Below are 21,238 nucleotides of genomic sequence, written 5' to 3'. Positions count from 1 at the left end.
TGCAGAAAGTGGCGATCATTTGGGGAAAGCGTGTTTCGGGTTAACGAAAGTGTTCAGCCCATTCGGCGGGCAGGCGCTGTGCCTGATGCAGTTGCGCAAGCCGCTGGTGTTGCGTCTTGCTCAACAGGGCAAAGACAATGACGTGCACCAGTCCGATGGACACCGCACGTTCGGCGGCTAGCTGCTCTTCCAGCAGGTCCAGGGCCAATTGGTTGAGTGCGCTGCTGCGGCGCTCCGCAAGACCGAGCAGGCGCTGTACCTCAAGGCCCATTCCCAGCGCCTTGAGGACCAGTTGATGGAAAGCCCGTTCGTTGTAATGACTGGACGGATAAGGGTTATCCAGGGCAAGGGCGGCAAACACCTGGATGTTGTGGGTGCGACCGGCCTGCTGAGCCAGATCCAGGAGTTTTCCGCTGGCGTCGAACCAGTCCAGGGCCTTGAGAACGGCAACCTTTTCCTGATCGTCTCCCCAGGCAAAGAACTGGCGCAGCAGGGTCGCTCTGTCACCTGGGGCCTGATGCTTCAGCGCCTCGGCCAAAAGCAGCACGCGGGCTTTCTGCGCCTGTGCCCAACGCTCATGGCCAGTGTCCGGCAACTCGCTTAGCGAGCGTTTGCACTGGCTGCTCAGCAGCACCAGAGTGTTGGCGTCCGGCTTTTGCGCGACCTGTTGCAGCGCGCCTTGCCACCATTGCAGTTCGGCGATTGGCAGGTGTCGGGTGAAACGCTGCAACAGGTCGGCCAGCAGCTCTTCCCGGAGTTCAAGCAGGGCGATATCCATATTCATGTCGGCTTGATCCAGCGTTGGAAACGAGGCAGCAGGAAAAACACCAGCACACACAACAGGCTGCCCCAGGGTTGATCCGCCAGCGCCAGAACCATGGCATCGAACAGCGGCAGGGCGGCCAGGCCGGCGCCGATGAAGGCGCGTACCTGACGCTGCTGCGGGTTGGCCAGATGTCGCAAGTAATTGCGCCCCAGCCAGACCAGCCAGATCAGCAGCACCAGCCAGAACATGACGTTGCTGGCGTAGCTGACCAGCAGCAGCGGACTGAGCATCAGCAGCAGCGGGAAACGGCTGAGCAACTGGTTGCGGTGTTCCTGGCGAGCCAGGTAGGTCAGGCCGCTGATGTAGGCGCCCAGCAGCGCTGCGCAGAGCCAGATGGGTTCCGGTGGCACACTCAGGCTGGCCGCTGCTGTCAGGTAAAGGGCCGAGCGACAGGCGCCCATCAGCCAGACGCTGTGCGGGTATTTCTTGTGCAGAAGGTTGTAGGCCAGGATAAAACCGAGCAACAGGGCTGCGCTGCCCAGCAGCCAGTCCGGTTCTTCGATCAATTGGCTGAGCCCCAGTATCGAGACACCGGCTATCAGGATCAGCGCGCCGACTGCCAGGGCGACCTGTTGGCGGCTGACCAGCCCGAGAGTGATGGGGCGTGGATTGTCGTGTTTCTGGTCCCAGTCGGCATCCAGCAGATCGTTCAAGAGCATACCGAACAGATACAGCAGCGACAGCACCACCAGCAGCAGTCCCCATACCAGCAGCGAGGGCGGGGCCAGGGCGCCGGCGCTACTGGCCAGCAAGGCTGCGGCCAGGGTATTGGTCCACACCGTCGGTAGATTGGAGACACGGCCCAGGGTCATCCAGGTTTTCAGGGAAGTCTGGTTCATTCAGGGCAACTCTTGGTCCAGCCGAGGGGCGCTGCGCTGTAGCTCGACAAGCGCTGCAAGGCTTGCTCCATCAGGGCGAAATCGATCTCGTGGACATCCACGGATTCACCCAGGCTATTGAGCATCGGAATGGACAACTGGCCACCCAGGTGCTGCCTGAACTCTTCCAGGCCCTGCACGATCCGCGAGCGACCCTGGGCATCCCTGAGCAACAGTTCCGGCGGGTTGAGGCTGAAGCCGAGTTGCAGCAGCAGGTGCAACAGACGCTCGGTATCGGTCTCGGACAGCAGCCCGATGGCATTGGCGTACAACGCATCCAGTGCCATGCCCACGGCCACCGCTTCACCATGGCGCAAGCGGTGTTTGCTGAGATTTTCCAGCTTGTGGGCGGACCAGTGACCGTAATCCAGCGGTCGACCGTTGCCGCGCTCGAACGGGTCGCCCGCGCCGGTGATGTGCCCCAGATGCAACTCTGCGCAACGGCGGATCGCGTAGCGGCTGGCGTCGTGGTCAAACCCGGCCAAGGCCTGGGCGTGCTGCTCCATCCACTGGAAAAACGCGGAATCCTTGATGGCCGCCACTTTCACCGCTTCGGCCAACCCGGCGATACAGTCGCGGTGCGACAGGCTGAGCAGCATCTGGAAGTCGTTGATCACTGCATTGGCCGGGCAGAATGCGCCGAGCAGGTTTTTCTGGCCAAAGGCATTGATGCCGTTCTTGACCCCGATGCCCGCATCGTTTTGCGCCAGCACGGTGGTCGGGATGCGAATCAGGCGCATGCCACGATGGAAGGTGGCACAGGCATAACCCACCGCATCCAGCACGGCGCCTCCGCCCATTGCCAGGACATAACAATGCCTGTCCAACCCATGTTCCAGCATGTGTGCATAGAGTTGCTGCAGGACTTGCGGATCCTTGCTCAATTCACCTGCCGGCACCGCAATCGGCGCGGCCTGCAAACGCAAATCCCGACTATGGGCAGCAAAGTAGCCATCGATCTGCGGCAGCAGATGTGGCGCCGATTTCAGCAGTTGTTCGTCGGCGAAGATCAGCACGGTGACCTGGCCGGTCTGCTGAGCGGTGAGCTGTTTGCGCAGGCAGTCATTGCCCGGCTCGAACAGGTGATCGGTGAACACCACCGGATAGTTGTAACTGACCTCGAAGCGGCCTTGCAGAGGCGCAGCACTGTCTTTCGCCGTGCGGTTCCTTACGACCTTGAGCAGGCTGCGCCCGGCAATGAACAGACCGGGCAGCACCATACTGGCCAGGACAGTCGCCAGCAGTGCGTTCTGCTCCATCAGGTAAGTGCCGATGGCGCTGTAGGTCAGGGCCAGCCCGGCGTTGGCCAGGGTGGTGACCAGCAGGAACTGACGTAGCGGATAGCGCTGCATGCCCGCCGCGACTACCGAGGTTTCGGCCAGCACCGGGATGCCACGCAGACAGATCAGCGACAGGGTATTGAGCTGATAGGCCAGTTGCCCCGGTCGCCGGTTATTGACCGAGAGCCGCCGGGAGAGCAGCCGAAAGTAGCCAGCGCCGAGCGCATAGCCGATACCGGCTCCCAGGCACAGGCCAATGAAGATCACCAGATAGCCACCCAGGCTGCCCAGCAAAGCCACGGCCAACAGCGCTACTACGCTGGAAGGCACCGGCAGCACGACATCGAATGCCAGCAGCGCAATCAGCAGGAGGGCGAGATTGAATTGTTGTACCGGGTCTGAAGGAATACTCAGGCTCAAGCCTGTGAGAAATTGTTCGATCTGTTGACCAAACAACAGGAAACTGGCGATTACCAGAATCGAAAAACACAATAACGACAGCCACCAACTTCCTGCCGCTCCGGTTTTCGAGAGCGCACGATACAACTGGCCATGCTTCATTCAAGCATCCCTCTTGGTTGTTATGACTCAATGTCCTTGTCAGATATTTCAAACAGCATCCGGGGCGGGCATTACTCCTGTCGAGACAACCAAACGCAAGCGGGCAGGGCGCCTGAGACATATTCTCTGAGGGCTCAGGTCGCAATGAATAGCAATGTAGTTCAGTGCTAGCGTTTTGCAAGTATGTGAAATGACAGAATTTGCCGGGCAACTTGCGAGGTAGGGAAAGTGGTTTTTCGAGGTTGATAATCTTCATTAATAGAATGGTTTTTCATTTATCAATGAGACTTGTTATCGATTGTTTGTGAGGGCTAGCAGCCGATAGTGGGGAGGCTCGGCTGCTATTCAGCCAACCTTTCAGGCTCTGTACGAAAAGTCGGAGAGCAAAGGACTGTTTAAACCTGGTGGGTGACTACCAGCTCGCTCATGGGCTGGCGCCAGCGCTCTTCGATCCGGGCGTCCCCGGCGCGATAGCCCAGAGCAACAATCAGTGGAATCACCGAGCCGCGTGGTAATGCGAGAAGGCTGGCAACCCTGGAAGCCGAGAAGCCTTCCATAGGACAGGAATCGATTCCCTTGGCGGCAGCACCCAGCATGAGGGTCTGGGCGGCGAAAATGGCGTTGCGCGCCGCCCACTGACGACTGCCGATATGCCCGATGGGGATCAGCGACAAGCCAGGACGAACCAGTGCGGCAAGCAGCACAAGCGGTGACCATAGTGCGCAGGAACCAACCTGGAGGATTTTCCGGAACATCCCGATCTGCTTGCGGTAATAAGCTTTTGAGTCCTGTCCCAGCTTCGATGAGTTTTCAACGTATGTCAGTTGCGCCCTGGCGGTACGCAACCCCAGAGCTGGACTGGCGACAAACACGATGAAGTCTGCCGCCGATGCTGCGGCTTTCTGCCCATTGCAGGCTTTTGCCAGGCGGGCTTTCAAGGCCGGCTCGCGAATCCAGTGCAACTGGTAAGGCTGCATGTTGCCGCTGGAAGGTGCATAGATCGCCTCCGTTAGCAGTGCGTTGATCTCATCTTCGGCAATCGGCGTCGGGTTGAATTTGCGAATGGCCCGACGAAAGCGATTCGCCGCCTGGAAGCTGTCCCAGGCGCGCACAGTGTCTAGTGTTTTCATGGTTGAAATGTTCTCAAGGACATGAAGAACGTTGTGTTCTCACGCCTCAAAATCGTAAGTTAAAGCTTATATTTTAAAAACTCATGTTCTGGAGCTGCCCGTGAGCAGAAGCCGACCCTCCGTCAAGCCCCGCAAAGTCCCGGCTCAGGCGCGTTCCCGGGCAACGGTGGATGCGATTGTCCAGGCGGCAACTTACATTTTGACCCGAGTGGGCTGGGAAGGGCTGACGACCAACGCCATTGCCGAGCGTGCCGGCGTCAATATCGGCTCGCTGTACCAGTTCTTTCCGAACAAGGAGGCCGTGATTGCCGAATTGCAGCGGCGGCACGCGACGGCAACCCGCAGCGACTTGCTCAAGGCGCTGGTAATCGTGCCGCAACAGGCTTCCCTGCGCGAAGCCCTGACCTTGCTGGTCGAGATGGTTGTCAATGAGCACCGCATCGTGCCAGCGCTGCACAAGGCCATTTATGAAGAGCTGCCACGCACGGTGCGGCACATGGCAGACGATCAGGATCAATTGCGCAGACAGTTCTCGCAGGTGCTGACGCCGTTCATGCACAACGTCCCCGACCCGGAGCTTTCGATCTACCTGGTGAGTGTCGCGGCCCACGCAATCATCCATAACGTGACGGCCGACCGGCCCGAGGTGCTGGAGCATCCGGGCTTTGTTGTCGAGGTTGTCACGTTGCTTGAAAACTATCTTTATCGTGAGCCGCGTCCAGACGCTATTTGAAGTGCTGGGCGAACGTCGAAACCTGATCCGGTTTGATCAACTGATAGGGCACCCAGATATCGGACTCCACGGGTTCACCCTTGATCATCCGCACGGCCGCAGTCATGGCGCTGCTGGCTTGGGCCTGTGGGTCCTGAAACACCGAGGCTGCCAGCAGGCCGCGCTTGATGGCCGCCAGACCATCGGGCAGGCCGTCGATACCCACCACGGGTGTCGAACCTTGTCCGGCCTGTTTCAAGGCCATTGCGGCACCGATTGCCATTTCATCGTTGTTGGCGACTACGGCATCGATCTTGACGCCGGCCAGCAGCCAGTTGCTGGTCAGGTCCATGCCTTTGTCACGTTGCCACATGGCGCTCTGCTCACCGACCACCTTGATATCGGGGTAGTTCTTGAGAATTTGCTTGACCCCTTCGGTCCGGCCCTGAGTAGCGTTTTGCACCAGGTCGCCCATGATGATCGCCAGATTGCCCTTGCCCCCCATCTTCTCCGCCAGGTACTGCATTTGCAGCTGGCCGGCCTGGATGTCTTCCGAGGCTACGGCAACCACACCGGCGGGCAGGGTGCGCTGATCGGGGCGGCGATTGACGTAGACCAGCGGTATCCTGGCCGTAGTAGCGGCGCGGGTGATATTCACGGCGGCAGCGGTATCGACCGGCAGGACAATGATCGCATCCACTTTCTGGCTGATGAAACCTTCGACCTGGCTGAGCTGGCGCACTACGTCGCCCTGGGCATCCTCGAACTGGATCTGCAGGTTTTCTTTCTTCGCGGCATCGTTCAGACCGCTGCGCACATAGGTCATGAAGTTATCGTCGACCTTGGCGATACTCACGCCAATCCGGTAATCGGCAAAAACGCTGTGGCTGAACAGCAGGGCCAGAGAGGCTATTGCAAACAAGTAGCGACGCATGATGGTTTTCCTCTTGTTGTTATGAGTTGAAATTCATCAGGGGATCGATGCTCCCGGCTCTGTTCCGGACTCAACCGGTTACAGAGCCAGAAGGCTTTCGTACAGTCACGCCTGCAGAGTAAAAGCCTGGCGAAAGCGCTGCAGTGCAAGTTCGGAGTCGCCGGAAGCCCAGCCCTCCAGGCCCACGACGCCCGTATAACCCACCTGTTGCAGGGCCCGGGCGATTGCCGGGTAATGGATCTCGCCGGTGCCTGGCTCCATGCGCCCCGGCACATCGGCTACCTGGATTTCTCCGATGGCCGTTCCGGCACGCTGGATCAGTTCGATCAGGTTTCCTTCGCCGATCTGCGCGTGATAGAGGTCGAGGTTCATTTTCAGGTGCGGGCTGTCCACAGCTTCGATCAAGGCCAGTGTATCTTCGGCGCGGGCGAAGGGTGTGCCGGGATGATCGACCTGGGTATTGAGATTTTCCAGCAGGAACACTTTTCCATGTTCCTCGCCCAGGCGAGCAATTTTCTCCAGGGTCTTGCAGGCACTCAGCCACATCCGGCCATTGGCGTGGCTGACGGGTTTGACCGGCAGCCCCTTGTCGCCCAGGCCGGTGCCATGCAGGTTGAGGCTCGGGCAGTTCAGGCGCTCGGCCACCGCCAGCGATTCCCGCGCACTCTCCAGCAGGCGCTGAATATCCTCGGCATCGGTCAGGTTGCCGGAAATGTAGCCGGTCATGGACGTAAAGCTGGCGCCGGTGGCAATCAGCGCGGCGATATCCTTGCTGGTCCAGTCCCAGATTTCGGCACTGAACCCCAGTTGATGAATGCGCTGGACGCGCTCCACGAAAGGCAGTTCGAGAAATACCATTTCGGCACTGATGGCCAGGGTGAAAGGGCAGGCGCTCATGCCGATTCTCCTGATACCCGCACCGTCTTGCCCTGCTGGACCGACTCGATACAGGCGCGGGCAATCGCCAGTGCTGCGCGGGCATCCTCGCCACTGGCCAGTGGTTGTTCGCCTGTGCGCAGGCAGTCGACAAAATGGTTGAGTTCGGCCACGTAAGCGTCGCGCAACAGGTCGGTGTCCATGCGCTGGGTGTCGGCCTGGATGCCATCGGCCAGATAGCGCACCAGCTCGGACTGCGCCACGTTGCCCATGGTCAGCATGCCCGCACTGCCGAACACTTCGCCGCGCACATCGTAGCCATAGACCGCCTGGAAATTGGCCTCGGCAGTGGCGATTGCGCCGTTGTCGAAACGAATCGTCACCACGGCGGTGTCGAGCAGGCCCTTGTCCTTGTAGGCCGGGGCTACCAGGGCGTCAGCCATGACATTGACTTCCACGGCCCTGGCGCTCGGATTCAGGTAGCGCAGGGCGTCGAAATCGTGGATCAGCGTTTCCAGGAATATGACCCACTGGCCAATGCCTGCCGGGTTGTTCAGCGCCGGATCGCGAGTGACCGAGCGCAGCAGTTGCGGTGTGCCAATCCGGCCGCCAACCACATCCAGATGCGCCTGGCGAAAGCTTCTGGCAAAGCGCCGGTTGAAGCCTACCTGCAACGGCACCTGGGCATCGGCGGCTGCGGCGATGGCGCGGTCCGCTTCATCCAGGGTGATCGCCATGGGCTTTTCGCAAAAGATGCCTTTGCCGGCACGGGCCGCGGCGATCACCAGTTCGGCATGACTGCGGGCCGGAGCGGCAATCAGTACACCATCGATTTCGGGATCATCCAGCAATTGCTGCGGATCGGTGTAGACCCGTGGCACGTTGAGCTTTTCCGCCAGGCGAGCGGCCTGGCCGGGTGTCGGGTCGGCAATGGCTGCCAGGCAGGCTCCCGGAATGTGCAGCGCCGCAGTCTGACCGTGAAAACTGCCCATGCGGCCTGCACCGATGAGTCCCAGGCGAATGATCTTGCTCATATGCATGCGTTCCTTGTTGTTGTAGTCGAACGAGCGAGTGAGGTAGTGCGCTCTATCAGAGCAAGAGCAATCCCTGTGCCATTTGTTAACTTGTTGATATTTAATGAAAATTCGTTTTATTCAAAAAGCCGGAGTGTCTATTTTAAAGACATGTCTACAATGACATGTCAAAGATATGAACACTCTGTGAGCGTGACATGGCTGATCATTCGTTCCTGACCTTGCCTCAGGATGAGCTGGACTACATCACGGCCATTGGCCCGCTGGCCTTGAGCGCAGGACCGATGGTCGAGTTGTTGCAGGCCTGGCAGGAGTGCCAGCAGGGCCGCAGCGAGCCTCATCCCCTGGTCAGGCCGGTGATCTGGGCGTCATGGCGGCGCAGTATCGAAGCGGGCATTGACCCGGAAGATGCCGAATACCGCTTCGTCACGCCGACGGTCCTGGCTGAAAAACTGTCCCGTAACGCTTTATTGATCGACACTGCCGCAGAAGTGATGCGCGGTCTGCTTGCCTATAACCCCCGGGGCCATATCAACCTCACCGATCCTCATGGCACCACCTTGAGCTTCTGTGGGTTGGACATCACGCCGGTGGGCAGTCGCCTGTCAGAGTCGGTGCAGGGCACCAACTGCACCGGCCTGGCGATTGCCGAGGACCGGCTGGTCTACGTACTGGCCGAAGAGAACTTTGCCAATGGCCTGCGGCAACGGCGCATGCATTGCGCCGCAGCGCCGATCCGCAATGCCAATGGCGAGACGCTGGCGATCCTGACCCTGACCGCAGAGCCGGGATGGTTCCATTTTCATACCTTGGGCACCGTGCAGGCGGCTGCCGAAGCCGTCGCGCGGCAGATGGCGCTGCAAACCCTGCTCGACGAGCAACGCAGCGTGCTGGAGGTACTCAATGAAGGACTGGTGGTGCTGGACGCCAATGGCTGCATCAAGGCCCTCAATCGCTATGCCCGGCAACTGTTCCGGGTCGGCCCCGAACTGCTGGAATGTCCGTTCCAGCAACTGGGCCACAGTGACCTGAACGAGGCCATCATGCAGCGTCAGGGTGAAGCGCTGCGTGATCTGGACTGCACCTTTCAATTGCACGATGGCAGCCAGTTGGCATGCCTGGTTTCGGTATGCATGACCGGGCAGGGCGGGCGTATCGTGTCGCTGCGGGAAAACCGCCGCATCCGCGAAATTACCCGGCGCATCATGGGCACCCAGGCTCGCTATACCTTCGACAGCATCCAGGGCAACTCGCGGGTCATTCAGGACGCATTGCGCCTTGGCAGGATCGCGAGTCGCAGCGACTCCACCACCTTGATCCTCGGCGAAAGCGGCACCGGCAAGGAGCTGTTCGCTCAGGCCATCCATAACGCCAGCGCCCGTAGCAGCGGCCCTTTCGTGGCGGTCAACTGCGGTGCCATTCCCCGGGAACTGGTGCAGAGCGAACTGTTCGGCCACGTTGAGGGCGCGTTCACCGGCTCGGCTCGCGGGGGCTCGGCGGGCAAGTTCGAGCTGGCCGATGGCGGCACCATCTTTCTCGATGAGATTGGCGACATGTCGTTTGATGCCCAAGTCAGCCTGTTGCGGGTTTTGCAGGAGGGCGAGCTGACCCGGGTCGGTGCGAGCAAATCCCGGCAGGTCGATGTGCGCATCATCGCCGCCACCCACCGCAACCTGAGCCAGGCCGTGGCTGAAGGCGCGTTCCGGGAAGACCTCTATTACCGGCTCAATGTCCTCAACCTTACCGTACCGCCGTTGAGAATGCGCAGGGAAGACATTTCCTTGCTGGCGCAGCACTTCCTCGAACGCTGCGCACAGTCGCTGCGCAAGGCGGTGACGGGCATCTCCTCTGCGGCGCTGGAACTGCTTGTGGCCTATTCATGGCCGGGAAATGTGCGCGAACTGGAGAACACGCTTGAGCGGGCAACCAATCTGGCTTCGACCGGGTTGATCCAGCCGGGCGACCTGCCGCTGGAAATCATGCAGCTTGTGCACCGGCCACAGACGGCTTCACGCCCTGAATACAGCGACGCTCCAGACCTGCTGACTCAGGAAATGAATGCCATCATCGCCGCCCTTAAGCACACAAATGGAAACATTCGCCTGGCCGCTAGGCAGTTGAAGGTTTCGCGTGGCGGTTTGTATAACAAGATGGACAGGCTAGGGCTCAGCGCCGATGCCTTTCGCTAGGCTTTGCACGCAATGTATCCTCCCGATAACGCAGCGCCTCCACCAGAAGCTGGAAGGCCGGCGTATTCTGGCGGCGGCTGGGGTAGTACAGGTAATAGCCCGGAAACTGCGGGCTCCAGTCTTCCAGCACGCTGACCAGTGTTCCCTCCTTTAGATGATCGATCACCTGGGATTGCAGCAGGCAGCCCAGCCCGAAACCGGCAAGCGCGGCTTCACGGATCATTTCCGGGCGGTTGAACGCTAACTGCCCCGAGACGCGGACCTGCGTCTGACGGCCATCCTTCACGAATTGCCAGGGTGTGATCCCGCCAAGGGTTGGAAACTGGCGATTGATGCACTGATGCGCTGCGAGTTGTTCCGGTGTGACGGGGGCTGGATGGGTTGCCAGATAAACAGGTGAACCGACGACCACGCTGCGTTCGGCCGGGCCTATGGGGACAGCGATCATGTCCTTGTCCAGGTTGTTGCCCAGGCGGATACCCGCGTCATAGCGTTCGGCGACGATATCCACGAAACCGTTGTCGACATTCACCTCGATCTGAATATCCGGATAGTCGGGCAACAGCCGGTGCAGGGCAGGCCAGAGAATGCTTTCGGCAGCATGGTCCGCAGTGGTGATGCGCAGGCTTCCGGCAGGCTTGTCGCGTATGTCCGTCAGGGCGCCCAGTTGCGCCTCGATCTCTGCCAGCGCCGGGCGCAAGGTTGCCAGCAGTTTTTCACCGGCAACTGTCGGAGCGACACTGCGCGTTGTGCGCGTCAGGAGGCGAACTCCGAGACGGGCCTCCAGCCTGCGAATCTTGTGGCTCAGCGCCGACTGGGAAGTGCCGAGTCGCCCTGCTGCACGGGTAAAGCTGCAGGCCTCTGCGACAGCGGCGAAGGCGGCCAGGCTGCCCATTTCATCCTGAAGCATCAACGAATCCCCATCATCAGAGCCCGGCGGCGAATAGCCAGAGAGCTTATCTGCGTGATGGCAAGGCTGCGGACACAGATTGTTTCATGACGTTGCGTCATAAGCGCATGCACGACCGTGTGGCTAATCAAGCTCGATATCACGGCTGATAATGCCGACTCCGGCTTCGATAAAGGAAAGGTTCATGCCTCGTTACTTCAAGACGCAACTTGCCCTGGCCACTTCAGGCTTTGTGAGCGCTCTGATGGCAGGCGCACACGCCGCTGCTCAGGATGATGCGTTCAGTATCATTGCCGAAAAGCCGTCAAATGCCTTTGTAGACGCGACGGCTACTCATGTCCCGGTCGCTCCGGCCCTGCATGCAACCGACTCGTTCTTTATCGACGTCGACAAGGATGGTGATCTCGATGTGGTCGTATCGGTCGAGCACGGTGTCAATCGTCTTTACCTGAACGATGGCAAGGGCCGGCTCACCAGCAAACCGGGCGCTTTCGGCAGCGTGATGCACGACAGCGAACATGTTCGCGCAGCGGACTTCAATGCCGATGGCAACATGGATGTGGTGTTTGTCGCGGAGGCCGACGAAGTCCATCAATTATTCCTTGGCGACGGCAAGGGTGGTTTTACCGATGCAAGCCAGCGCTTGCCGGCCATGAGTCAGGGCAACGCCCTGGCCATCGCTGATGTCAACGGCGACCGGCTTGCGGACATCGTCGTCGGTAGCACCGGTGAACGGGATCATGCGCCGGATGCAGAGATTGTCCCGGCCCGAAACCTGCTGTTCCTGAATGATCCCAAACGCCCCGGCCACTTCATTGATGCGACACAGACCCACCTGCCACAGACCGACGACCAGACCGAAAGCATTGCCCTGGCGGATATGGACGCGGATGGGGATCTGGACATGGTTCTGGCAAGCCCGGCGCATCCCAATCGCCTGCTGATCAACGACGGCAAGGGACGATTCACCGATGCATCGGATCGGCTCGACCTGCGCGTGCCCATGGAAACCAGAGAAGTTCAGGTTGTCGATGTGAACCGGGATGGCTTCAATGACATCGTGTTTTTCAATATCACCAGCAATAACTTTGGCTGGGACAAGGACCCTCAGACCCGGCTGCTGATCAATGACCAGAAAGGCCGGTTCCGGGATGAAACAGCAGAGCGCTTGCCATCCCACACCTTTTCCAGCTGGGCAGGCACTGTCGTCGACTTCAACGGCGACGGTCACCCGGACCTGCTGGTGGGCGCCATTCAGGTGCCGGGCTTCGTCCCCCTGCAACTGCGCGCCTGGCAAAACGATGGGCAAGGTCATTTCAAGGACGTCACCCTCGATATAGTCCCCGGTATCACGGTGGGTCGTAGCTGGAACATGGGGCAGGGCGATCTGGACGGTGATGGCAAGGCGGATGTCTTGATCGGTGGCTGGGGAACGCAAGCCCGGCTGCTGCTCAGCGACAGGCAAGGCTACAAGGCTTCGCTCCCGCCTTTCAAACCCCTGACGCCAGTGCGCCGGAACTGAGGGGCCGGCGTTCCTGATGTGGCCGCTCAGGAAATCCTGGCGAACTCCACTTCACGGGCCTGGGCCTTTTTCCAGCTTTCGAGGTTTTTCAGGGTGGCCAGATAGCGCTGGATATTGGCGTAGGCTTCGGGCTTTTCCAGGCGCTCGACCAGCTCAGCGACGAACAGCATCATGAAGTCGGCACCGCTCAACCTGTCGCCGACCAGGAACGTCCGGTTTTCCAGTTGGCTGTCCAGATAGCCAAAGACTTTTCGGCATTCGACCTGCGCGTAACCGGGCAGAAAGGTCAGGGTAGCGGTTTCGCGCTGGGCAAAGATCTTCAGTAGCGGTGGGAGCATGGCGGAGCTTTCGGAGAAGTGCATCCACTGCAGATATTCCAGATACTCATCGCTGTTTCTTGCCGGGGCCAGATGCGGCGCGAAGCGTTCTACAAGGATTTCGGTGATGGCGCCCGACTCGGCAACGACTTTTCCATCAAGCTCGATGACCGGGGATTTGCCCAGCGGATGGATGGCTTTCAAGGATTCAGGCGCAAAATGGGTCTTGCTGTCGCGACGGTACAGCTCAATCTCGTACGGTACGCCGATTTCTTCCAGCAACCAGAGAACGCGGATGGAGCGAGACTGGTTCAGGTGATGCAGCCTTATCATTGTCTTTCCTTGCGGTCATGGGCGATGAGGCATCCTAGATGCCTCATCGCCCTGCGGCCAACAATGATATTTGCAGCGACTCATAAAATATTTTATGAGGCCTGATGCTGCGCTACTGCCTGCAGACCCAGGCGCTGCCCCGGAATCGCTGCGATCAGTTCTTGTGTGTAAGCCGCTTCCGGCCGCTCGAAGACGTCGTTGGCAAGGCCTTGCTCAACGGTTTTGCCGTGCTTGAGCACCAGCACCTGATGGGCGACGCTGGCGACCACCGCAAGGTCATGGGACACCAGCACGTAGGCGATGCCCAATTCGCCTTGCAGCTCGACCAGCAGGTCGAGGATCTGCGCCTGTACCGAAACATCGAGTGCCGAAACCGGTTCGTCGAGCAGCAGTAAGTCCGGTTGCAGGGCCAGCGCTCTGGCAATCGCCACCCGTTGCCGCTGGCCGCCCGAGAGTTCACGCGGCAGGCGGTCCAGATACGCGGTTGGCAAGTGCACCCGCTCAATCAACTGGCGTGCGGCCCGTTCCAGCTCGCGGCCCTTGAGCAAGCCGAATGAAACCAGCGGTTCGACGATACTTTCAAACAGGGTGAAGCGTGGGTCGAGAGCGGCGAACGGGTTCTGCTGGACCAGCTGGATACGCCGCCGCAGTGGCCTGAACTCGCGCCAGCCGAGGTCAGTGACATCGCGGTCTTCAAACAGCACCCGTCCGTGGCTCGGTTTCTCCAGGCCGAGGGCGATTCTTAGCGCGGTACTTTTACCCGAGCCGGACTCGCCGACAATCGCCAGCGTCTGCCCCGGATAAACCTTGAAATTGACGTCCTGCAAGGCCTGGAAGTCGGCGTCCTCGCCTTTTACGTAAGGCAGGCGATAAGTCTTGCCGATATTGCTCAGGGTCAGCAGGGGCGTGTCGTCCGGCAGAATCGGGCGCGGCGCTGCCGGGCTTTGCTGCTGGCCGAAAGCCGGTGCTGCGGCAATCAACGCACGGGTATAGCTGTGTGCCGGATGAATGAGAATCTGCTGTGGCGGGCCTTGCTCGACCAGTTCGCCGCTTTTCATCACCAGCACCCGGTCGGCGCGATCGGCTGCCACGCCAAGGTCGTGGGTGATGATCAGCAACGAAATATCACGTTCGCTCACCAGACGTTGCAAGTGGTCGAGAATCTTGCGCTGGACCGTGACATCCAGCGCGCTGGTCGGCTCGTCAGCAATGATCAGCCGTGGATTGCCCGCCAGGGCGATGGCGATCAGTACACGCTGGCGCATGCCGCCAGACAGTTCGTGTGGATATTGCCGGGCGCGCAGCACGGGCTTGTCCAGCCCGACCTGCTGCAGCAGTTCCAGCACATCGGCATCGATGGCCGGGTAGCGTCGGCCATGGGCCTGGATCAATGCTTCGGCAATCTGTTGACCGATGCGCAGGGTCGGATTGAGGCTGACCATCGGGTCCTGAGGCACCAGACCGATGGTGCTGCCGCGAATCCGGCGTTTTTCTCGCTCCGAAGCACGGCTCAGCTCGCTGCCGTTGACCCGCAGTTCACCTCGGGTAATGGTCGCGTTGTCCGGCAGCAGGCCGAGGATTGCGTTGGCGATGGTCGACTTGCCCGAACCGGACTCGCCAACAATCGCCACGGTTTCGCCCCTGGCTACCTGAAACGAAACGTCGCGCACGGCCTGATTGAGCTGTCCGTCGAAGCGATAGGTGACGGCCAGATGGCGGATATCGATCAATTGCGGCGTGTCGCTCATCGTTGAGTCTCTTCCAGAGTGCGGGCGATATGGTTGAAGCTGAACACCACAGCGACCACGAACAGGCCGGGCAACAGCGACACCCAGGGCGCGGTCATCAGGAAGTGTCGACCGTTGGCAATCAGCGTGCCCCATTCGGCGGCTGGTGGTTCGGCACCGAAGCCGAGAAAGCTCAGGCCGGCGGTGGCCAGAATCGCCGCGCCGAAGTCCAGGGTGGCGAGCACTGCAACCGGTCCCCAGGCGTTGGGCAGAATGTGTCGCAGCAGGGTTCGGGTCCAGCTGGCGCCGCCCAGCCGTGCCGCTTCGACGTAGGGCAGAGTCTTGACGCGCAACACTTCGGCGCGGGTGGTGCGGGCAAAGCCGGGAATGATGCCGACACCCACTGCGATGGCCACCGGAATGGTCCCGAAGCCGATGGCGGTCACGATTGCCAGGGCCAGCAACAGACCGGGCAAGGCCAGCAAAACGTCGATGAAGCGCATGATAACGGCATCGATGCGCCCGCCCGCGAAGCCGGAAATCACTCCCAGACTGAGGCCTCCGGCCATGGCGATGCCGACCGCCAGCAAGGCGGCCTGCACCGACAGGCTGGAGCCATGTACGACCCGGGTATAGAGATCACGGCCCAGTTCATCAGTGCCGAACCAGTGCACGGCATTGGGCGCAGTGAGCTTGTCGGCCGGTGAAGTGGCGTAGGGCGCGAAGCTGCTGAGCAGGCTGGGTGCCACGGCGGACAACAGCGCGAATGCGACGATGGCCACTGCCAGCAGGAAACCCGGCCGCCGCAGCAGCGGTTTGACGGCATCCACTGCGCGGCTCAGGCGGCTGCGCCGTTGCCATTGCGACACGGACGGGGTGCTGACAGCACGCGCCAGGCGCGCAAGACGGTTATCGAAGATAGTCATGGCGTCAGGAAACCTTTGGCGTGTGGGCGATGCGCGGATCCAGCGCAGGGTAGAGCAGGTCGACAATCAGGTTGACGACCACAAAGGCGGCAGCCGAGACGGCGACGATGGCCAGCACTACCGGAATGTCCTGGCGCAGCACCGCTTCCTGGGCAAGGCGGCCGACGCCGGCCCGGGCGAAGATGGTCTCCACCAGCACCGCACCGGAAACGGTGTTGCCCACCTGCAGGCCGATCAGGGTCAGCAATGGCAGGGCCGCATTCTTGAAGGCATGCCGTGCCTGGACTTGCGCGCGGCTCAGGCCCTTGGCGTAGGCGGTAACGATGTAGGGCTCTTTCCATACGCCCTGAAAGCCGCGTTGCAGGACCTGGGCGTAAACCGCTGCACTGGGAATCGCCAGCGTGACCGCAGGCAATATCAGGCTGGAAAAACCGTTATTGCCGGTTGCCGGAAACCAGCCGAGGCTGAAGGCAAACAGCTGGATCAGCAGCAGGCCCATCCAGAACACCGGCACCGAGAAGCCCAGCGAAGGCAGTCGTGACAGCGCCACCTTCAACGGCTGCCAGCGCACGTAAGCCGTGAGGTACGCCAGGCCGATCCCGCCGATCAGCGACAGGACAATCGCCAGACCCGCCAGCGCCAGGGTTTGCGGCAGCCGTTCGACCAGCAACTCGGAGACGGGCCGGTTGAGGGTCAGCGAATTGCCGAAGTCGCCATGGATCGCGCCCCATAACAGCTTGAGGTACTGCTCGAAAACGTTGCCCTCCAGTCCGTAATACTGCCGGGCCTGAGCGATGTCCTGTGCGGACAGGGCATCGATCTCGATGCCCGAAGCGCTGAGCATGATCGACAAGGTGTCGCCGGGCAGCATGTACAGAATGAAATAAGTGATGCTGTAGGCACCCCAGAGCACCAGCAACGCCTGGGCGATCCGGCCGAGGACGTAGCGGCTCATGGCGCAACGATCTCGATGTCGTTGAATAGCGCGAAACCTTCGGCAGTCCAGTGGAAGTTGCGCACCTTCCTGGCGGTGGCGGCCTGCCAGACTCGTTCATAGACCGGGAATGCCGAGCCTTCGTCGATCAGCAGGTCCTGCAGGTCACCATAGGCTTGCGCCCGTTGCTCGGCACGGGTTGCGGTCAGCCCGGCATCGAACAGCTCCAGGGCGCGGGGCAGGGTTTGCGGGGCGTAGAGGTTGGTCGCCAGGGTCGAACTGTTGGCGCTGCGCGGATCGATGATGGTCTGCAGGACGATCGGATCGGCGCGAGTCATGTAGGTGGACGTCAGGTCATAGTTGCCCGAGGCATTGGCTGCCGCCCATTCGGCGGTGGTCACGACATTGAGCTTGAACTCGATACCGATCTTGCGCAGTTGATCCTGGATCAGCACATCGCCAGCGCTTTCGGCGGGCGACAGGTTGTACACCAGCTTCAGGCGTTTACCGTCCTTGTAGCGATAGCCGTCGGCATTCTTCTGCCAGCCGGATTCTTCAAGCAGGCGCTCGGCGCCCTGTGGATCATAGGCCAGCTTGTCGCCCTGACTCTTGTAGTAGGGCGTAGTGACGTCGTAGACGCCGGAAACCACCGGGAGTTGCGGGTTATAGACGGTGGCGGCGTAAGTCTTGCGGTCGATGCCTTTCTGCAGGGCCAGACGCACGTTGCGGTCGGCGAGGATGCGCGTGCCGCGGGTGTTGGGGTACATGTTCAGGGCAGGACCGGGCAGGGAACGGCTCTGAATGGTGGCGCCCCTGGATTTGAACAGGTTCAGGTCGACTTCGGCGAACGGGTTGCGCGGCCAGAGAATATCCACCTGGCCCTGGACGAACTGGCCGTTGCGCACGCTTTCTTCCGGCACATAGCTGACTTCGACTGCATCCAGATGGGCTTCGCCCTTGTTCTGCGCATTGGCCGATGGCCAGGCATAACCCTTGCGCTTGCCCAGGCGCAGACCGCTTTCCGGGGTATAGCGCTCCAGAACGAAAGGCCCGGTGCCAATGATCGCGCCCAGCGAACGCTCCTTGACGCTGAGCTTGTAGGACTCTGGCGCAAGAATCGCGAGGTTGGTGGTGGAAGTGGCTTGCAGGAAACCGGCATTGGGTCTGGCCAGCACCAGCTTGACGGTGAAGTCGTCCAGCACTTCGGCGTGATCGTAGCCAGCCAGATAGGTCGCGCCAAAGGTGGTCGGCAACTGGGCAGCAAAGGATTTGTTGGCGTCGTAGGCGGTCTTGACCGCCTGGGCGTCGAAGCGCGTGCCGTTGCTGAAGGTCACATCCTTGCGCAGGTGGAAAGTGTATTCCAGTGCGTTGTCACTGACTTCCCAGCGCTCGGCCAGCCAGGGAATGATATTGCCGGTCTGCGGGTCCTGATCGGTCAAGGATTCGGCGACATTGCGCAGGACCACCCGATGTTCCAGCCAGTAGACCTGAAACGGATCAAGGCTGACCAGCGTGGTGTTGTCCCGGAAAAAAGCCACCTTGAGGGTCTTGTCCTGAGTGTCCTGACCCGCAGGCGAGCAGCCGAGCAGGGTGGCGGCAGTGGCTGCGGCGAACAGCAGGCGCGATAGCAGAGGGCGTTTGTTCATCGATGCATTCCCTGAGCTGCGGGGATGCCTGGCAATGCCGAGGGGAGGGTGGAGTGCATGAGGAATCCTTTTCAGTCGAACAGCGCTTCAGGCCGGTTTTTAAGACCTTATTCGTCTGAATGAACCCTGTAAAAGTCTTTTTGGTTTTAAGCTAATATTCGTTTTTATAATTTATTTTATTTTTATTATGCCTTATAGGCATTTTTATGGCGGCCCAGGCTACTGCCAACAGATTGCGCATTGCCAGAGTGAAAAAGCCCTCTAAAAGAGGGCTTTTTATCCAGCCTGGCCTAGAAACTTGTATCCAGGGCCACTTCCAGCGTACGTGGCGCGCCCATGTAATACAGCGTTCCATAGGCCTGCTGGGCGTAGATTTCATCGGTCAGGTTGCGCACTCTTGCCGTCACCGACGTAGCTTCGCTCACCCGATAACGGGCAAAGGCACCATATAGCGTGTAAGCCGGCGCCTTGAGGGTATTGGCGTTGTCGGCATACACCGACGCGACATGACGCGCATCCATACCGGCCTGCCAGTTGTGGGTAATATCGTAGGTCAGCCAGAGATTGGTCACGCTGTCTGGCACGTTGGTCGGCGTGTTGCCCTTGCGTGATACCGAAACGCCGTTTACCGCCTCGTTGAACTCATCGTATTCGGCCTTTACGTAGGCATGGTTGGCCTCGACCAGCAGCCTTGGCGTGACATGCAGCTTGCCAGCCAGTTCCAGGCCGCGCGAAGTCTGCTGCCCGGCCTGGACTGTCAGGTTGGGATTGACCGAGTCGCGCACGGTAAAGTCCCGGCGCACGATCTGGTACAACGCAACTGTTGCCGAGCCACGTCCGTCGAGGAAATCGAACTTGCTGCCCACTTCAACCTGTTCGCCGGTTGTCAGGTCATACAGGCCAACCTGCGAATAGGTCGCCGAGGCCAGCGAGCCTGCAGGCGGGTCAGCCGCGGTGCTGTATTGCACATAGACGTTGGCGGCTGGCGTCAGCGCATAGACCAGGCTCACCCGGCCGGTAACCGGCGTCCATGTTCTCTCGAAGCGTGCCGGGCTGGTCGGGGTTATCGCGCCGTAGTTGGTGACCTCCATATGCAAGCGGTCGTAGCGCAGCCCGGTCAGCAGGGAAAGCCGATCGGTCAGTTCCAGGCGGTTTTCCAGAAATGCGGCAAGCGTGGTGACTTCATGCTTGCGCATCTTTTGCAGGCCTCCATTCACACCGGGGATGTCGCTGAAACTGCCAGCGGTGAAGTTGTCCGGATCAATCGTATCGTAGGGGCTGGAAGTGAACTGGCTGGCGGGATGCAGTACCTGCCGGTTAAGCGAGTAATCCAGCCCTGCCGACCATTGGCTGGCGAACCCTGCAATCCGGGTATCGTGGCGCAACTCGAAACGATTGCCATCAACGCGCTGATCGTGACGTTGCAGGAACGCAGCAGAACGGTTCACCTGGCTGTTATCGGCGTTATAAACGTAGTTTTCCATGTTGCGGTAGTCACGCTGAGCATCGTAGTGATACAGCGTGTTCTGCAGGCTGGTGTTGTCATCGACCTGATAGTCAATGATCGAGCGTACCCAGCGGACGCGCTGTTCATAGCGCCCGTCGGTCATGTTGTAGTTTTCAAAGCGGCGACTTTTGTCGATTTTCATCGTATCGCCGACAGGGTTGAGGATCGGCGAACCCCAGTAAGGGCTGTCCTCCTGGTCTTCCTGATATTCCAGTGCCAGCGTATGGCTGAGGTTTGGTGTCAGGTCGCTGAGGATTGAAAACGCGGTGCTGGTCGATTCTCGCCGGTTGCGGTCCATGTAGCCGTCGCCAGCGGTGCGGCTTACGTCGAGCCTGGCGAAATGCCGGGCATCCGGGCCGCCCAGCGCTTGATTACCGCCTATGGATACTTCCGAGTTGTCGTAGCTGCCGTAACGCACTCGCCCTTGCAGGGCCTGCTCTTCGCGAGTGGCCAGTTTGGTGATGTAGTTGATCGAGCCGCCGACAGCGCCAGCGCCATACAGAAAGGTCGAAGGTCCGCCAATCAACTCCACCCGGTCATAGATCCAGGAATCGACCGGGCGATTGGCGCTGCTGTAGCTCATGCCGATACCGTTGTAGAGCTGGGTGATCTGTCCTGCAGTAAACCCCCGATACGAGACATAGCCGCCGTAGCCGGGGTTGGCCGAGGCATTGACGCCGGCCATGCTGTTGATCACGTCCTGGGTATTTTTGGCGCCACGCGACTCGATGATCGAACGATCGGCAACGCTTACCGAGGCGGGGGTCTCACGGGCTGTCAGGCCCAGTCGCGAGCCGGTCTTGATCGGTTGATCGAGAATCAGCCCCGATGGCTCTTCCCGGCCTGCGGTAATGCTGGTGCCTGGTAATTCAAGGGTGCCATCTTGCGCCCACACGCTGTTGCAGGCGCTGATCAGCAGCACCAGAGAGGTGTTTGTAGCTTTCATGAAAACAGTTTCCACGCGAAAAGTGACGGCTGAGCCCGCCTACGACAATC

17 protein-coding genes are annotated in these 21,238 nt (G+C 60.2%); 3 read left to right on the top strand and 14 right to left on the bottom strand.

What is annotated here, in order from left to right; all coding sequences use genetic code 11:
• Positions 1 to 40 precede the first annotated feature (40 nt).
• The 4 genes from ALQ04_RS08330 to ALQ04_RS08315 form a co-directional block, all read right to left on the bottom strand.
• The gene (locus ALQ04_RS08330; RefSeq protein ID WP_122315281.1) at positions 41 to 784 is read right to left on the bottom strand and encodes an EboA domain-containing protein; all 744 of its coding nucleotides are present in this window, start codon (positions 782 to 784) and stop codon (positions 41 to 43) included.
• Complete coding sequence (locus ALQ04_RS08325) at positions 781 to 1,665, bottom strand: UbiA family prenyltransferase (protein WP_122315280.1); 885 nt, start codon at positions 1,663 to 1,665, stop codon at positions 781 to 783. Before ALQ04_RS08325 ends, ALQ04_RS08330 begins: the two co-directional genes overlap by 4 nt.
• On the bottom strand, positions 1,662 to 3,545 hold the full coding sequence (locus tag ALQ04_RS08320) for a 3-dehydroquinate synthase (protein ID WP_122315279.1): 1,884 nt from the start codon (positions 3,543 to 3,545) through the stop codon (positions 1,662 to 1,664). Before ALQ04_RS08320 ends, ALQ04_RS08325 begins: the two co-directional genes overlap by 4 nt.
• A 395-nt stretch (positions 3,546 to 3,940) precedes the next feature.
• Entirely contained in the window at positions 3,941 to 4,675 is a 735-nt protein-coding gene (locus tag ALQ04_RS08315; protein ID WP_122315278.1) for a nitroreductase family protein, read from the bottom strand.
• A 100-nt stretch (positions 4,676 to 4,775) separates the two neighbouring features.
• On the opposite strand from ALQ04_RS08315, the gene ALQ04_RS08310 reads away from it, so the two are divergent.
• On the top strand, positions 4,776 to 5,408 hold the full coding sequence (locus tag ALQ04_RS08310; RefSeq protein ID WP_122315277.1) for a TetR/AcrR family transcriptional regulator: 633 nt from the start codon (positions 4,776 to 4,778) through the stop codon (positions 5,406 to 5,408).
• Here the strand turns inward: ALQ04_RS08310 and ALQ04_RS08305 are convergent.
• From ALQ04_RS08305 to ALQ04_RS08295, 3 genes are all read right to left on the bottom strand, one after another.
• The gene (locus ALQ04_RS08305) at positions 5,401 to 6,321 is read right to left on the bottom strand and encodes a sugar ABC transporter substrate-binding protein (RefSeq protein ID WP_122315276.1); all 921 of its coding nucleotides are present in this window, start codon (positions 6,319 to 6,321) and stop codon (positions 5,401 to 5,403) included. The two genes, ALQ04_RS08310 and ALQ04_RS08305, sit on opposite strands and share 8 nt — an antisense overlap.
• Positions 6,322 to 6,426: 105 nt before the next feature.
• A complete protein-coding gene (locus tag ALQ04_RS08300) occupies positions 6,427 to 7,218 on the bottom strand; it encodes a TIM barrel protein (RefSeq protein WP_122315275.1) in 792 nt (263 codons plus the stop codon).
• On the bottom strand, positions 7,215 to 8,237 hold the full coding sequence (locus tag ALQ04_RS08295; RefSeq protein WP_122315274.1) for a Gfo/Idh/MocA family oxidoreductase: 1,023 nt from the start codon (positions 8,235 to 8,237) through the stop codon (positions 7,215 to 7,217). The genes ALQ04_RS08300 and ALQ04_RS08295 overlap by 4 nt, the downstream gene beginning before the upstream one ends.
• A 191-nt stretch (positions 8,238 to 8,428) precedes the next feature.
• On the opposite strand from ALQ04_RS08295, the gene ALQ04_RS08290 reads away from it, so the two are divergent.
• On the top strand, positions 8,429 to 10,420 hold the full coding sequence (locus ALQ04_RS08290; protein WP_122315273.1) for a sigma-54-dependent Fis family transcriptional regulator: 1,992 nt from the start codon (positions 8,429 to 8,431) through the stop codon (positions 10,418 to 10,420).
• On the opposite strand, the gene ALQ04_RS08285 is transcribed toward ALQ04_RS08290, so the two are convergent.
• Positions 10,398 to 11,330, bottom strand: coding sequence for a LysR family transcriptional regulator (locus ALQ04_RS08285; protein ID WP_122315272.1), 933 nt, complete (start codon positions 11,328 to 11,330; stop codon positions 10,398 to 10,400). The two genes, ALQ04_RS08290 and ALQ04_RS08285, sit on opposite strands and share 23 nt — an antisense overlap.
• A gap of 184 nt (positions 11,331 to 11,514) precedes the next feature.
• Between ALQ04_RS08285 and ALQ04_RS08280 the strand changes: the two genes are divergently transcribed.
• Positions 11,515 to 12,852: a VCBS repeat-containing protein gene (locus ALQ04_RS08280; RefSeq protein ID WP_122315271.1), complete on the top strand. Its 1,338-nt coding sequence runs from the start codon at positions 11,515 to 11,517 to the stop codon at positions 12,850 to 12,852.
• A 26-nt stretch (positions 12,853 to 12,878) separates the two neighbouring features.
• Here ALQ04_RS08280 and ALQ04_RS08275 read toward each other — a convergent pair whose 3' ends face one another.
• The 6 genes from ALQ04_RS08275 to ALQ04_RS08250 all read right to left on the bottom strand — a co-directional run bounded on the left by ALQ04_RS08275 (position 12,879) and on the right by ALQ04_RS08250 (position 21,188).
• Positions 12,879 to 13,502, bottom strand: a complete 624-nt coding sequence (locus ALQ04_RS08275) for a glutathione S-transferase family protein (RefSeq protein WP_122315270.1) — start codon at positions 13,500 to 13,502, stop codon at positions 12,879 to 12,881.
• Between the two features lie 92 nt (positions 13,503 to 13,594).
• Positions 13,595 to 15,250, bottom strand: a complete 1,656-nt coding sequence (locus ALQ04_RS08270; protein WP_122315269.1) for an ABC transporter ATP-binding protein — start codon at positions 15,248 to 15,250, stop codon at positions 13,595 to 13,597.
• Positions 15,247 to 16,155 (bottom strand): ABC transporter permease, encoded by a 909-nt coding sequence (locus ALQ04_RS08265; RefSeq protein ID WP_122315268.1) that lies wholly within the window; start codon positions 16,153 to 16,155, stop codon positions 15,247 to 15,249. The genes ALQ04_RS08270 and ALQ04_RS08265 overlap by 4 nt, the downstream gene beginning before the upstream one ends.
• Before the next feature lie 4 nt (positions 16,156 to 16,159).
• Positions 16,160 to 17,110 (bottom strand): ABC transporter permease, encoded by a 951-nt coding sequence (locus ALQ04_RS08260; RefSeq protein WP_122315267.1) that lies wholly within the window; start codon positions 17,108 to 17,110, stop codon positions 16,160 to 16,162.
• The gene (locus ALQ04_RS08255) at positions 17,107 to 18,735 is read right to left on the bottom strand and encodes an ABC transporter substrate-binding protein (RefSeq protein ID WP_122315266.1); all 1,629 of its coding nucleotides are present in this window, start codon (positions 18,733 to 18,735) and stop codon (positions 17,107 to 17,109) included. Before ALQ04_RS08255 ends, ALQ04_RS08260 begins: the two co-directional genes overlap by 4 nt.
• Positions 18,736 to 19,025: 290 nt before the next feature.
• Positions 19,026 to 21,188 carry a TonB-dependent siderophore receptor gene (locus ALQ04_RS08250; protein WP_122315265.1) on the bottom strand — a complete coding sequence of 721 codons (2,163 nt, stop codon included), beginning with the start codon at positions 21,186 to 21,188 and terminating at the stop codon, positions 19,026 to 19,028.
• Between the last annotated feature and the right edge of the window lie 50 nt (positions 21,189 to 21,238).

Source organism: Pseudomonas cichorii, assembly GCF_003700275.1.
GTDB lineage: Bacteria > Pseudomonadota > Gammaproteobacteria > Pseudomonadales > Pseudomonadaceae > Aquipseudomonas > Aquipseudomonas cichorii_B.
The sequence above is the reverse complement of the archived record's forward strand: the minus strand, read 5'-3'. Positions and strand labels throughout refer to the sequence as shown.